The sequence below is a fragment of the Arhodomonas sp. KWT genome (genome assembly GCF_010993615.1).
On sequence record NZ_WNXE01000072.1, the window covers coordinates 1 to 14,093 of the forward strand.

Genomic DNA, 14,093 nt, shown 5'->3' on the forward strand with positions numbered 1-14,093 from the left:
CCGATCTGCGATCGCGACAGGCACCTCCCCCATTGCGGGGGAAGGCACGCTATCCCAGCGCCCGGCGGGCGTTGCGGAACAGCCGCATCCAGGGGCCGTCCTCGCCCCAGCTCGTGGGGTGCCAGGCGTGCTGCACCGTCCGGAAGACCCGTTCGGGGTGGGGCATCATCACGGTCACCCGGCCGTCCCGGGTGGTGAAACCGGTGAGCCCCAGGGCGGAGCCGTTGGGGTTGACGGGGTAGGCCTCGGTGGTCTCGCCGTGGTTATCCACGTAGCGCAGCCCCGCGAGGCCGGCGCTCATCACCTTGCGCGGTCCGGAATCCGCGGCGTAGACGGTGCGCCCCTCGCCGTGGGCGACCGCGATGGGCAGCCGGGAGCCGGCCATGCCGGCGAGCACCAGCGATGGCGAGTCCATCACCTCCACCAGCGCCAGCCGGGCCTCGTACTGCTCCGAGCGGTTGCGCACGAACCGCGGCCAAAGCTCGCTGCCGGGGATGAGCTCGCGTAGCGCGGAGAGCATCTGGCAGCCGTTGCACACGCCCAGGGAGAGGGTGTCCGGGCGCTCGAAGAACGCCGCGAATGCCTCGCGCAGCTGCTCATTGAAGAGCACGGACTTGGCCCAGCCGCCGCCGGCACCGAGCACGTCGCCGTAGGAGAAGCCGCCGCAGGCGGCGAGGGCCTGGAAGGCCGCGAGGCGGTGGCGTCCGGCCATGAGGTCGCTCATGTGCACGTCGACGGCCTCGAAGCCGGCGCGGTCGAAGGCGGCGGCCATCTCGGTATGGCTGTTCACCCCCTGCTCGCGGAGCACCGCTACCCGGGGCCGGGTGCCCTCGTTGATATACGGCGCGGCGATGTCGTCCGCGGGGGCGAACGAGAGGCTGGCGTTCAGGCCCGGGTCGGTGTCGTCGTCCACCGTAGCGAGGGCCTCATCGGCGCAGGCCGGGTTGTCCCGCAGGCGCTGGATCTGGTGGCTGGTCTCCCGCCAGAGCCGTTCCAGCGTGGCCCGGGGCTCGTCGAGCAGCGTCTGGTCACCGGCGGTGACGCGCAGGTGCTGGTCATCGCGCAGGCGGCCCACGCGGTGGAGGTGGTGTCCCAGACCGGCCTCGTGGAAGGCGGCCTCAACGGCCTCGATCTCGCCGGCGGAGACCTGGAGCACCGCGCCGAGCTCCTCGCTGAACAGCGCCGCGAGCGGGTCCCGGTCGAGGCCGGCGACGTCGAGGTCCACACCGGTGCGCCCGGCGAAGGCCATCTCTGCGATGGTGGTGAAGAGCCCGCCGTCGGAGCGGTCGTGGTAGGCCAGCAGCCGGCCGTCCGTATTCAGGCGCTGGATGGTGGCGAAGAAGGCGGCCAGCCCGCGGGGATCGTCAAGGTCCGGGGTCTCATCACCGATACGGCCATAGACCTGGGCCAGCGCGGAGCCGCCGAGGCGATTACGACCCTTGCCCAGGTCGACGAGCAGCAGCTCGCTGCCGTCCTCGTCCCGCCGCAGCTCGGGGGTGAGGGTCCGCCGTGCGTCGCCCACCGGGGCGAACGCGGAGATCACCAGCGTGAGCGGGGCGGTCACGCTGTGCTCGCCGTCCCCGTCCTCCCACACGGTGCGCATGGACAGGGAGTCCTTGCCCACCGGAATGGTGACGCCGAGGCTGGTGCACAGCCGGCCGACGGCGCGGACGGTGTCGTACAGCCGGGCGTCCTCGCCGGGGTGGCCGGCGGCGGCCATCCAGTTGGCGGAGAGATTGACGTCACGAAGGTCGTCGACCGGTGCGGCCGCGAGGTTGGTGAGGGCCTCGCCGACGGCGAGTCGGCCCGAGGCCGGCGCGTCCAGCACCGCCACCGGCGGGCGCTCACCCATGGCCATGGCCTCGCCGCTGTAGCCGTCGTAGTCGGCGAGGGTCACCGCGACGTCGGCCACCGGTACCTGCCAGGGCCCGACCATCTGGTCTCGCGCCACCAGGCCGGTGACGGAGCGGTCGCCGATGGTGATCAGAAACTCCTTGGAGGCTACCGTGGGCAGGCGCAGGAGCCGGGTCACGGCCTCGGCGACGTCGACGCCCTCGAGGCCGAGGGCGGGCTTCGCGAAGGGGTGGTGATGGACGTCGCGGAGCATCTTCGGCGGCTTACCGAGGAGCAGCTCCATGGGGATGTCCACCGGGGTGTTGTCGAAGTGGCCGTCGCCGACCACCAGCTGTGCGTCGTCGGTGGCCTCGCCCACCACTGCGAAGGGCGCGCGCTCGCGCTCGCAGATCGCCTCGAAGGCGGCCAGACGGTCCGGGTCCAGGGCCAGGACGTAGCGTTCCTGGGCCTCGTTGCACCACAGCTCCATGGGCGACATGCCGGGTTCGTCGTTGGGGACGGTGCGCAGCTCGATGCGCCCGCCGCGCCCGGAGTCGTCGAGGAGCTCGGGCAGGGCGTTGGACAGTCCGCCGGCGCCCACGTCGTGGATGGCGACGACGGGGTTGTCCCGGCCCAGGGCCCAGCAGGCGTCGATCACCTGCTGGCAGCGGCGCTCGACCTCGGGGTTGCTTCGCTGCACGGAGGCGAAGTCCAGCGCCTCTTCGCTCTCGCCGCTGGCCACCGACGAGGCGGCGCCGCCGCCGAGGCCGATGAGCATGGCGGGCCCGCCGAGCACCACCACCGGAGCGCCGGCCACGGCACGGCCCTTGTCGACGTGCATCCCGCGGATGTTGCCCATGCCGCCGGCGATCATTACCGGTTTGTGGTAGCCGCGGACCTCCTCGCCGTCCGGGCCGGGCACGCGCTGCTCGAAGCTGCGGAAGTAGCCGGCGAGCTGGGGGCGGCCGAACTCGTTGGCGTAGCTCGCCGCGCCGACCGGGCCGTCGATCATGATCGACAGCGCCGAGGCGATGCGCCCGGGCCGCGCGGGATCGTTCTCCCACGGGCGGGGGGCGTCCGGGAGGTGGAGATTGGAAACGGTGAAGCCGGCGAGCCCCGCCTTGGGCCGGGCACCGCGGCCGGTGGCGCCCTCGTCACGGATCTCGCCGCCCACGCCGGTCGCGGCGCCGGCATGGGGCGAGATCGCGGTGGGGTGGTTGTGGGTCTCCACCTTCATGACCAGATGGGCCGCCTCCTCGTGGCGGGCGTACGCGCCGGTCTCCGGGTCTGCGAAGAACCGTTGCGCCGGGTGTCCGGCAGCGACCGCGGCGTTGTCGCTGTAGGCGGAGAGTACGCCCTCGGGGCGGGCCTCGTGGGTCGCCCGGATCATGCTGAACAGCGACTGGGGCTGGCGCCGGCCGTCGATGACCCAGTCCGCGTTGAAGATCTTGTGGCGGCAGTGCTCCGAGTTCGCCTGGGCGAACATCATGAGCTCCATGTCCGTGGGGTTGCGGCCGAGCGCACCGTAGCTCTCCACGAGGTAGTCGATCTCGTCCTCGGCCAGGGCCAGGCCCAGCTCGGCGTCCGCGTGCACCAGCGCCTCCCGGCCGCCGCCGAGCAGGTCCACGGTGACCACGGGGCGCGGCTCGTGCCGGGTGAACAGCGCCGCCGCCTCGTCCGGGCCGGGGAGCACGGACTCGGTCATGCGGTCATGCAGCGCGGCGAGCAGCCGGGCGCGGGTGCCGGCGTCCAGCGTGGCGCCGTCGGCGAGCTGGATGTTCCAGAGCACGCCGCGCTCGATCCGCCGGATCCCGGTGAGCCCGCAGTTGTGGGCGATATCGGTCGCCTTGCTGGCCCATGGCGAGATGGTGCCCAGGCGCGGCACGACCAGCAGGATCTCGTCCGCCCGGGCGGTATCCGGGCCGGGCTCGCCGTAGTCGAGCAGCGCCTCCAGGACCGCGCGCTCCTGCTCGTCCAGTGCCGAATCGGTGTCGACGAAGTGCACGTGGCGTGCGGACAGGCCCGTAAGGGCTGGGGTCCCTAGAGCGAGGTCGCCGAGGAGGCGCTCGATGCGGAACTCGGAGAGGGCGGGGTTACCGGTAATTTGCAGCATGGGTGTGGCCCTGCAGGCGACAAAAGGGGGCACGATGGCCCCCCGGCTGTTGATCGGCTTGTCCTGCGCCGGGGCGTACCGGAAGGGTACGCCCCGGCGACGCGGGGCGCCGCGCTAGCGCAGCTGCTCCGCGATCAGGGAGAGCATCCGCTCGACGATCTCCGGATCAGCGGTGGTGTCCGCTTTGTCCGCCTCGACCCGCACCCGGGTCTCGCCGTCGGCGCTGTCGAGGACGACGCGGTAGGTCCGCACGGTATCCGGCACCGGCTCGTCCCGCCAGAAGGCGAAGGATTCCAGGAAGCCCTCCTCCGGCGGTTCCGCCCCGGTCTCCGCCTTGGTGTCGTAGCGGACGTAGTAGATGCCATCGCTGCGGTTGCGGTCGCTCACGGTGAAGCCGGCCCGATCGAGGGCGAGGCCGACGCGGCGCCATGCATTGAAGAAGTCATTGCCGAGCACCAGGCGCGGCTCGCCGTCGACGCGGGTCACGTTGGCCTGGGGCTGGGTCGCGCTCGCCGCGGCGACCGCCTCGTGGCTGCGTTCCTGTGCGTAACCGAAGTAGACGAGCATGCTGCGCAGGAACTCCGCTTCGAGGAACGGGTCGTTGCCGGCCAGCGTCCAGCCGTCGCCTTCGCGCCGTACCCGGCGGTGGGCGACGAATACCTCTGCGGAGTCCGCCTCGCGGCCGGGCTCGACGCGGATGAGGTAGCGATCCGCCACGGTGGCGTCCTCGGGGCCGGGCAGGGTCGGCGCGAATACGCCGCCGGTCACCGGCTTATTGGTGAACAGCCACTCGGTCTCGGCGATGCCGACGGCGGGCTGGCTGCGGGCCTTCTTCACGCCCTGGTGGTCGAGGAAGTCGGACACCCACTGCCAGACCTTCTTCGGCGGTGCGCTGACGTTGAGCCAGCGGTCGTCGCCGGCGCGCTGGACGGTGACCGAGTCCGGCTGGGGCAGGACGGCGTTGTTGCCGCCCCGGGCGGTCGCCACGCCGTCTTCGGGGATCAGCATGCTTCCGGAAGCCTGATCCCTGGTGAGATCCGGCGGCAGCTGGAGCTGCTCGATCCGGGACTGCGACGACGGGGCGTCATCGCCCCAGCCGAACCAGCTGCAGCCGGACAGGGTGACCGTCAGGGCAACGGCGGCGGTGAGGGCGAGGGAACGATTCATGTATTTCACAGGCAGCCCGCGAGCTTCATCGCTTGCAGCACCGTCTCGTGGTGCTGCTCGGAAAGCGGCGTCATGGGCAGACGGATGCCGGGCCCGATGAACCCGAGCTGCTGTACCGCCCACTTCACCGGAATGGGGTTGGTCTCGACGAACAGCGCCTTGTGCAGCGCCGCCAGCCGCGCGTCGATGCGCTCGGCCTCCTCGCGGTCGCCGCGCAGCGCCGCTGCGCACATCTCGTGCATCTGGCGCGGGGCGACGTTGGCCGTCACCGAGATCGCGCCCTTGGCGCCCACGAGCATGAGCGCGAGGTTCTTGGCGTCCTCGCCGCAGAACACGTCGATGCGGTCGCCACAGCGCTCCACCAGTTCCTGGGCGCGCTCGACGCTGCCGGTGGCCTCCTTGATGCCGACGATGTTGGAGATATCGGCCAGGCGGTCGACGGTGTCCGGCAGGATGTCGCAGGCGGTGCGCCCGGGGACGTTGTAGATGAGCTGCGGGATCGGGACGTCCTCGGCGACGGTGCGGAAGTGCTGGTAGAGCCCTTCCTGCGTCGGCTTGTTGTAGTACGGGGTCACCAGCAGGGCCGCGTCGCAGCCGCCCTCCATGGCGCAGCGGGTGAGCTTGACCGCCTCCCAGGTGGAGTTGGCGCCGGTGCCACCGATGACCACGGTGCGCCCCTGAACCATCTCCACCACCCGGCGCATCACGTAACAGTGCTCGTCGTAGTCGAGGGTGGCGGACTCACCGGTGGTGCCGACGGCGACGATTGCGTCGGTGCCGTTGGCGATATGAAACTCCACCAGCCGCTCCAGCGCCGCCTCGTCCACCGAGCCGTCGTCGTGCATCGGCGTGACCAGAGCCACCATGCTGCCGCGGAACATTTGCGCGATCTCCCCGCTGGAACCCGATAAAGGCCGCATAGTAGCGACGGTGCCGGGGTGTGACAAGCAAGCACCGGGCGCGTGCTACACTCGGACGCCGTTGTTCCACCGCGCACGGAAAATCCCAGCATCATGCACAACAGTCTCCTGGTTATCTCGGCGCTCGGTGAGGACCGTCCCGGCCTGGTGGATGGGCTGACCCGGCTGGTGGCGGACGCGGGCTGCAATATCGAGGACAGCCGCATGACCGTGCTCGGTGGCGAGTTCGCCGCGATCGTACTGGTCTCGGGGCGCTGGAACCAGCTCGCCAAGCTGGAGGCGACGCTGCCGAGCCTCGAGCGGCGCCTGTCGCTGACCGTGCAGACGCGGCGCACCGCGCGCAGCCGCCGCGGCGGCGAGCTCCTGCCCTATGCGGTGGAGGTGGTGTGCATGGATCAGGGCGGGGTGGTGCACCAGCTCTCGAACTTCTTCTCGGTGCGCGAGATCGATATCCGCGATCTGGCGACGACGACCTACACCGCAGTGTATACCGGCACCCCCATGTTCTCCGTGCGCATGACCGTCGATGTGCCGGCACGCATGCAGATCGCGCGGCTGCGTGAGGAGTTCATGGACTTCTGTGACGAGCTCAACCTGGACGCGATCATCGAGCCGGCCAAGGCCTGAGCGGCGGCCGGTGGGTCGCCGGCGTGCTCCCCGCGGCGCGATTCCCTATGATCGGGATGGACGTGATAGCCAGGCGAAAGGAGGTTCCCGGATGTCCGAGATCGAGATTGACCGTCCCGTCCCCGACTTCGAGCGCCCGGCCACGGGCGACACAGCCTTCCGCCTGGCCGACTGCCGCGGCCGGCAGGTGCTGCTGTTCTTCTATCCCAAGGCCAACACTCCGGGCTGTACCCAGGAGGGCAAGGACTTCCGCGACCTTCACGATGCGTTCGCCGCGGCGAATACGCTGGTGGTCGGCGTCTCACGCGACGGCCCGAAGGCGCAGCAGAACTTCAGCGACAAGTACGACTTCCCCTTCCCGCTGCTCTCGGACAAGGACGAGGGCGTGTGCACCCTCTTCGGCGTGATCAAGGAGAAGAACATGTACGGCCGCCGGGTGATGGGCGTGGAGCGCAGCACCTTCCTCATCGACGCCGACGGCGTGCTCCGCCGCGAATGGCGCGGTGTGAAGGTGAAGGGGCACGCCGAGGAGGCACTGGCGGCGGCGAAGGCGCTCCATGACGGCGAGTGATCAGCCCCGGGCCTACGTGCTCGACACCTCGGTGCTGATGCACGACCCGGCGGCGCTGTTCCGTTTCGAGGAGCATGACCTCTACCTGCCGGTGGCGGTGCTGAGCGAACTGGACGACGCCAAGCGCGGGGTCTCGGAGGAGGCGCGCAACGTCCGCCAGGTCAGCCGTTTCCTGGACACGCTGCTCGCCGACGCCGGCCCCGCGGAGCTGGCCGAGGGGCTGGTGCTGGCGCAGGCCGCGGTGGGCGCGGCCCCGGCCGGGCGGCTGTTCTTCCTGCGCGACGGCACCGAGTCCGGCGACGAGGGCATCCTCGCCGCCGCGCTGGCGCTGCGCGAGCGCCTGGCCGGCCATACCGTCGTGCTGGTCAGCAAGGACATCAACCTGCGCATTCGCGCGACCGTCGCCGGCCTGCGCGCCGAGGACTATCACAGCGACCAGGTCCTGGACGACGTCGACCTGCTCTACACCGGCGTGCGCGGCCTCGACGAGTGGCCCGGCGAGGGCGGCACGGCGGTGGCGCCTTCCGGCGAGCCGCCGCTGGCGCCGCGGGAGTGCGTCCACACCGGCGAGCGCGAGGCGGTGGTCAGCACCGTGGACGAGGCCGGCCGCGCCACGCTGGCGCCGCTGAAGGACTACCGTGCCGGGGGTGAATCGGTGTGGGGCGTGCACGCCCGCAACCGCGAGCAGAACTTCGCCCTCAACCTGCTGCTCGATCCGGCAGTGGACTTCGTCACCCTGCTCGGGCCGGCGGGCACGGGCAAGACCCTGCTGGCGCTCGCCGCGGGCCTGGCTCAGACCTTCGACGATGCGCGCTACCGCGAGATCGTGATGACCCGCGCGACCGTGTCCATCGGCGAGGACATCGGCCACCTGCCGGGCACCGAGGAGGAGAAGATGACCCCCTGGATGGGGGCGCTGATGGACAACCTGGAGGTGCTCTCCGGGCCCGACGGCGGTGGCTGGCAGCAGGCCGCGACCCGGGACGTGCTCCAGAGCCGCATCCGCATCCGCTCGCTCAACTTCATGCGCGGGCGGACGTTCATCGACCGGTACCTGATCCTCGACGAGGCCCAGAATCTCACCGCCAAGCAGATGAAGACCCTGATCACTCGTGCCGGGCCGGGCACGAAGGTCGTCTGCCTGGGCAACATCGCCCAGATCGATACCCCTTACCTTACCGGCACCACCTCGGGGCTGACCTACGTGGTGGACCGCTTCCGCGGCTGGCCCCACGCCGGCCACATCACCCTGCAGCGCGGCGAGCGCTCGCGGTTGGCGGACTACGCCAGCGAGATGCTCTGAGTCCGGCAACCCTCGTCGTGGCAATGCGTGCCGGCTTGACGACGGTCCAGGGCTGACGCCGCCCCCTGCTCCCCGGGGCAGCGGCGCTGTCGCACACGGCCTGCGGCCGTGCACGACCTACCTGAAGGCGCGGGTAGGTCGTGCGCCGAAGGCGTGCGACGTCTCTGCCAGGAGCAGCCAGCCTACATGATCCGCCGCCGTGTCCCCCGCCACATGCAGCTGATGTCCCGCCATGACCGTGCAGGCGTGCGAGAGTTCGGGTAGGTCGTGCGCCGAAGGCGTGCGACGTCTCGCCGGCCGGTTCGTGCGCGCCTGAGACGCATTCAGCCGGACGGCGCACCGTAGTGAGAACTGCTGCCCTGAATCCGGGGTGCCTTCACTCGCCGCCGAGCGCCGTGCGCCCGGCGTGGTCGCGGGCGAACTGCCAGGCGACACGGCCGCTGCGTGAGCCACGGGCGAGGGCATAGCGCAGTGCCTCGGCGCGCACCGCCTCCTCGTCGCGGGTGTCGGCGCCCAGCGTCTCCAGCCAGGCGAAGCAGATGTCCAGGTAGCGCTGCTGGTCGAAGGGGTAGAACGACAGCCACAGGCCGAAGCGCTCGGACAGCGAGATGCGCTCCTCGACCGCCTCGCCGTGGTGAATCTCGCCGTCGACGTTGCGCGCCTGCTCGTTGTCGGCCATGTACTCCGGCAGCAGGTGGCGGCGGTTGGAGGTCGCGTACACCAGCACGTTCGCCGGGGCGGCGGCCAGCGAGCCGTCGAGCACCGCCTTGAGCGCCTTGTAGCTGGCGTCGTCCGCCTCGAAGGAGAGGTCGTCGCAGAAGATCACGAACCGCTCCGGGCGGTCGTGGAGCAGGGCCACGATGTCCGGCAGGTCCACCAGGTGGTGGGCGTCGACCTCGATTATCCGCAGCCCCTCGCCGGCGTGCTCGGTGAGCAGCGCCTTGACCAGCGACGACTTGCCCGTGCCCCGCGAGCCCCAGAGCAGGGCGTTATTGGCCGGCAGGCCGGCCAGGAACTGCCGCGTGTTGCGCTGGAGCTCGTCGCGCTGGCGGTCGATGTTGCGCAGGTTCCCCAGGCGCAGCTCCTGCGGATGGTCGATCGGCTCGAGGTAGCCGTGGCCATTGCGGTGACGCCAGCGGAACGCGACGCTCGCGTCCCAGTCGGGTGCCGCGGTGGCGGGCGGGAGGACGGGGTCGAGGCGTTCGAGCAGCTGCTCCAGGGCGTCGGCGAGGCGGGCGGTGGGGTCCATGTGGCTGCGTTCCTCGTGTTCTGTCAGACTCGACGGGCGATCCATTCTGGCACATCACGGCGGCCCTGGCGGCGGGCCTCCGGCATCCGGAGAGGGCATGAGCGAGCGCGGCACCAATCTTTACTTCGCCTACGGGTCGAACCTGCATCCCCTGCGCCTGGGGCTGCGCACGCCGCAGTGCCGGCAGCTCGGCACCGCGACCCTGTCCGGCTATCGCCTGCGCTTCCACAAGCGCAGCGACGGTGACGGCTCCGCCAAGGCGGACGCGCACCGCACCGGCGGGGCGGCGGATCGTGTGCACGGCGTGGTCTACGCCATGGCCGACGACGAGATCCCGGTGCTCGACGACATCGAGGGCCTGGGCCCCGGGGGCTACGAGGTCCGCACGGAGACGCTCACCCTGGGCGGCGAGCCCCGCATGGTCTTCCTCTACACCGCCGTGACCAGCCATGTCGATCCCCATGGCCGGCCGTTCGCCTGGTACCGCGACCTCGTCTGGCACGGGGCGCGATGGCAGGGCTTCCCCGGCGACTACGTCGCGGCGATCGGGGCCGTTGCCGCCGGCGACGACCCGGACCCGGCACGCCGGGCGAAAAACGAGCGCCTGCTCGAGGCGATGCCCGGGTGGCATCCGGATCATGGCTACCACCTGCCCTGAGTCGCCATGCAACGCGTCTATACCGACAGCGACCCGCTGATCGTCGGCCACCTTGCGGAGGTGCTCCGTGGGCGCGGCATCGTGTGCATGGTGCGCAACTATTACCTCGGCGGCGGGGTGGGCGACCTGCCGCCTACGGAGGTCTGGCCCCAGCTCTGGGTGGAGCGGGACGAGGACGAGGCCGTGGCCCGGCGGCTCATCGACGAGGTGCTGTCCAACCACGACTCGGACGGGCCGGCGTGGGTGTGTCCGGGCTGCGGTGAGCGTGTCGAGGGACAGTTCGCGGCGTGCTGGCGCTGCGGGAGCCCGGCCCCGTGACGGGGCCGGGCGCGCGGATCACTCCATCCGGCCGGTGATCCAGTAGTTCACCCGTTTGGGGTGGTTCTCCACGTACTTGGCGGCGGCTTCCTCGTAGGAGGTCTGGCGCGCCTCGTACATGGCGCTCTGCAGATCGTCGATGGGCATCCACACCCGCGCGAGCATCGAGGCGACCTCGGGGTTGTCCTGGTAGAAGCCCTTGCGCGCGATCTTGTGCACGCGCTCGTAGGAGCCGAGCACACCCTTCGGATCGTCGATGTAGCGGATGTCGAAGGCGCCGAACATCCAGTGCGGGCTCCAGCCGGTAGCCACGATCCACTCCTTGCGGTCGATGGCGCGCTTGAGCGCGGCGGTCATGCCGGCGCCGCTGGAGAGCTGGAGGTTGTAGTCGTCGAGGCCGTAGTCCTTGATCGCCTTCTTGGACAGGCGGGTGAGGCCGGCGCCCGGATCGATGCCCGTGATGGTGCCGTCGAGCTTGTCGCGCACCTCGGGGTCGGAGAGGTCGTCGATGGAGTCGATCTTGTCCTCCGGGACGTAGCTCGGCACGACCCAGCCCAGCTTGGCGTGGTCGTAGATGAACCCGAGGTTGACCACGTCATCGCGGACCTTGTCCATGTAGTCCGAGTGGGTGGAGGGCAGCCACACGACGGTCATCACGTCCACGTCGCCGTTGGCCACGCCCTGGTAGAGCGGCGCGATGTCGGTCTGCACCAGCTCCACGTCCTGGTCCATCTTCTCTTCGAGCACGTGAGCGATGATCTTGGTGGTCATCTCGTTGCTCGACCACGCGGCCCAGCCGATGGTGACCGGCTCGTCGGCGGCCGTCGCCGGTGCGGCGATCCCCGCGGCCATGGCCGTTGCGGCGGCAATGCCGGCAAGACGCTTCCACATGGTTTGGCTCCTTTCTAATGGGTTGTTATTGACGCCGTGGACGCCAATGCCCGGGAACCTAGCACGGGTTGCGCATCGCCCCGGTTTTCAGGTGTCATGTCCGGTTACTTTGAATCCGCGCCCAGCCCGGGTACATTGCCGCGCCATGATCAGCCTGCGTGACATCACCCTGCGTCGCGGCCCCGAGCCGCTGCTCGAGTACACCGGTGTGACCATCCACGCCGGCCACAAGATCGGGCTCGTCGGTGCCAACGGCACCGGCAAGTCCACGCTGTTCTCGCTGCTTCGTGGCGAGATGGGGCTGGACGCCGGCGAGATGTCGGTGCCGCGGGACTGGGTGATCGCCCACATGGCCCAGGAGACCCCGGCGCTGGAACGTCCGGCGCTGGAGTTCGTGCTCGACGGCGATACGGCCTTCCGGGCGGCGGAGCGTGCCGTGGCCGAGGCGGAGGTCGGTGACGACGGCGAGGCCATCGCACGCGCCCATGCGCGCTACGAGAACGCCTCCGGCTACACCGCCCACGCCCGCGCGGGCGAGCTGCTGGACGGCCTCGGCTTCCCCGCCGAGCAGCACGGCTGGCCCGTCGCGCGGTTCTCCGGCGGCTGGCGGGTGAGGCTCAACCTTGCCCAGGCGCTGATGAGCCGCAGCGACCTGCTGCTCCTCGACGAGCCCACCAACCACCTCGACCTGGAGGCGGTGCTGTGGCTGGAGCAGTGGCTGCGCGCCTACCCGGGCACGCTCATGCTCATCTCCCACGACCGCGATTTCCTCGACGCCGTCGTCGACGAGATCGTGCACATCGAGCACCGCCAGCTCACGCTCTACCGCGGCGGCTACAGCGATTTCGAGACCCAGCGCGCCGAGCGGCTGGCCCAGCAGCAGGCGCTCTACGAGAAGCAGCAGCGCGAGATCGCCCACCTCCAGCGTTTCATCGACCGCTTCCGCGCCCAGGCCAACAAGGCCCGCGCCGCCCAGAGCCGGGTCAAGGCGCTTGAGCGCATGGAGCGCATCGCGCCGGCCCACGTGGACTCGCCGTTCCATTTCGACTTCCCGGAGCCGCCGGCGGCGGCGAATCCTTTGCTGAGCATGGACGGCGTGAGCCTGGGCTACGGCGGGGCGCCGTTGCTCTCCGGTATCGACCTCGGCCTGCGTCCGGGCGGACGCATCGGTCTGCTCGGGCCCAACGGGGCGGGCAAGTCCACCCTGATCCGCGCCCTTGCCGGCGAGATGGCGCCCCTCGCCGGCCGCATGACCCGGGCGCGCAACCTCCGCGTGGGCTACTTCGCCCAGCACCAGCTCGAGCAGCTGGACCCGGAGGCCAGCCCGGTGCTGCACCTGGCCCGGCTGGCGCCGGATGCCCTGGAGCAGACCCTGCGGGACTTCCTCGGCGGGTTCGGCTTCCACGGCGACCAGGCCACCGAGCCGGTGGCGCCGCTCTCCGGTGGCGAGAAGGCGCGGCTGGTGCTGGCGCTGCTGGTCTGGCAGGCCCCGAACCTGCTGCTCCTCGACGAGCCCACCAACCACCTGGACCTGGAGATGCGCCACGCCCTGACCCTGGCACTCCAGGGCTTCGACGGCGCCGTGGTGACGGTTTCCCACGACCGCCACCTGCTCAACAGCACGGTGGACGACTTCCTCCTCGTCGCCGACGGCGGCGTGCGGCCCTTCGACGGCGGCCTCCAGGCCTACCAGGGCTGGCTGGCGGAGCGCCGCCGCGGCGGGCGGAGCCTCGCCGAGGAAACCCCGGCCGGCGGGCGCAGCGCCGCGGACCGCAAGGCCGAGCGCCAGCGTGCCGCCGAGCGCCGCCGCGCGATGAAGCCGCTGCGGGATCGCGTCCAGCGCCTGGTTCGGGAGATCGAGCGCGCCTCCGCGCGTCTCGCCGAGCTGGAGACGGCGCTGGCGGACCCGGCCCTCTACGAGGCGGACGGCAAGGAGCGGCTCAACGAGTTGCTGCGCGAGCAGGGGGATCTCCGCCGTCGCCACGACGAGCTCGAGGCCGAGTGGATGGAGGCCGAGTCCGAGCTGGAGGCCGCGGAAGCGGACGCCGGGTGAGCCTCGCCACCGCGGAGGCGTCCCGCGCCGTGACCATCCTCTACCGTGACGAGTCGCTGGTCGCGGTCAGCAAGCCCTCGGGCCTGCTGGTGCACCGCACCGAGCTCGACCGCGAGCGCGATGTCGCGCTCCAGCGCGTGCGCGACGCCCTCGGCCAGCGGGTCTACCCAGTGCACCGCCTGGACCGGGCGACCTCCGGGGTGCTGGTGTTCGCGCTGACCCCGGCGGTGGCGGGGCGTCTCGCGGCGTCGTTCCGCGGCCGCGACGTCGCCAAGGACTACCTCGCCGTGGTCCGCGGCTGGGCGCCGGAGACCGGCGAGGTCGACCGGCCGGTCCCCCGGGAGAAGGGCGGCGAGAAGCGCCCGGCGCTGACCCGCTTCCGGCGCCTCG

At 70.9% G+C, this 14,093-nt stretch carries 12 protein-coding genes; 7 read left to right on the forward strand and 5 right to left on the reverse strand.

All coding sequences use genetic code 11. From position 1 onward, the window contains the following. Positions 1-49: 49 nt before the first annotated feature. The 3 genes from purL to dapA form a co-directional block, all read right to left on the reverse strand. Entirely contained in the window at positions 50-3,946 is a 3,897-nt protein-coding gene (gene purL / locus G7A99_RS11585; protein ID WP_163140321.1) for a phosphoribosylformylglycinamidine synthase, read from the reverse strand. 114 nt (positions 3,947-4,060) lie between these two features. Further along, positions 4,061-5,113, reverse strand: coding sequence for an outer membrane protein assembly factor BamC (bamC, locus tag G7A99_RS11590; protein ID WP_163140323.1), 1,053 nt, complete (start codon positions 5,111-5,113; stop codon positions 4,061-4,063). A gap of 5 nt (positions 5,114-5,118) precedes the next feature. Beyond that, on the reverse strand, positions 5,119-5,994 hold the full coding sequence (dapA, locus tag G7A99_RS11595) for a 4-hydroxy-tetrahydrodipicolinate synthase (protein WP_018719413.1): 876 nt from the start codon (positions 5,992-5,994) through the stop codon (positions 5,119-5,121). A gap of 132 nt (positions 5,995-6,126) precedes the next feature. Here dapA and G7A99_RS11600 point away from each other — a divergent pair, with 132 nt between their 5' ends. From G7A99_RS11600 to G7A99_RS11610, 3 genes are all read left to right on the forward strand, one after another. After that, entirely contained in the window at positions 6,127-6,660 is a 534-nt protein-coding gene (locus G7A99_RS11600; protein WP_163140325.1) for a glycine cleavage system protein R, read from the forward strand. A 91-nt stretch (positions 6,661-6,751) separates the two neighbouring features. Then, positions 6,752-7,231: a peroxiredoxin gene (locus tag G7A99_RS11605; protein WP_163140327.1), complete on the forward strand. Its 480-nt coding sequence runs from the start codon at positions 6,752-6,754 to the stop codon at positions 7,229-7,231. Next, positions 7,218-8,534 carry a PhoH family protein gene (locus G7A99_RS11610; protein ID WP_163140328.1) on the forward strand — a complete coding sequence of 439 codons (1,317 nt, stop codon included), beginning with the start codon at positions 7,218-7,220 and terminating at the stop codon, positions 8,532-8,534. The genes G7A99_RS11605 and G7A99_RS11610 overlap by 14 nt, the downstream gene beginning before the upstream one ends. 376 nt (positions 8,535-8,910) lie before the next feature. Here the strand turns inward: G7A99_RS11610 and G7A99_RS11615 are convergent, their stop codons facing one another. Then, positions 8,911-9,783 carry an ATP-binding protein gene (locus G7A99_RS11615; protein WP_163140330.1) on the reverse strand — a complete coding sequence of 291 codons (873 nt, stop codon included), beginning with the start codon at positions 9,781-9,783 and terminating at the stop codon, positions 8,911-8,913. A gap of 97 nt (positions 9,784-9,880) precedes the next feature. On the opposite strand from G7A99_RS11615, the gene G7A99_RS11620 reads away from it, so the two are divergent. Further along, positions 9,881-10,441, forward strand: a complete 561-nt coding sequence (locus G7A99_RS11620) for a gamma-glutamylcyclotransferase family protein (protein ID WP_163140332.1) — start codon at positions 9,881-9,883, stop codon at positions 10,439-10,441. Between the two features lie 6 nt (positions 10,442-10,447). Continuing rightward, positions 10,448-10,759 carry a DUF2007 domain-containing protein gene (locus G7A99_RS11625; protein WP_018719407.1) on the forward strand — a complete coding sequence of 104 codons (312 nt, stop codon included), beginning with the start codon at positions 10,448-10,450 and terminating at the stop codon, positions 10,757-10,759. A gap of 18 nt (positions 10,760-10,777) precedes the next feature. On the opposite strand, the gene G7A99_RS11630 is transcribed toward G7A99_RS11625, so the two are convergent. Further along, positions 10,778-11,650: a glycine betaine ABC transporter substrate-binding protein gene (locus G7A99_RS11630; protein ID WP_018719406.1), complete on the reverse strand. Its 873-nt coding sequence runs from the start codon at positions 11,648-11,650 to the stop codon at positions 10,778-10,780. A gap of 145 nt (positions 11,651-11,795) precedes the next feature. Between G7A99_RS11630 and G7A99_RS11635 the strand changes: the two genes are divergently transcribed. Together G7A99_RS11635 and G7A99_RS11640 are read left to right on the forward strand one after the other, a co-directional pair. Next, positions 11,796-13,703 carry an ATP-binding cassette domain-containing protein gene (locus G7A99_RS11635; protein ID WP_018719405.1) on the forward strand — a complete coding sequence of 636 codons (1,908 nt, stop codon included), beginning with the start codon at positions 11,796-11,798 and terminating at the stop codon, positions 13,701-13,703. After that, a partial coding sequence (locus tag G7A99_RS11640) for a pseudouridine synthase (protein WP_240466253.1) occupies positions 13,700-14,093 on the forward strand: 394 nt, incomplete at its 3' end. The genes G7A99_RS11635 and G7A99_RS11640, both read left to right, overlap by 4 nt.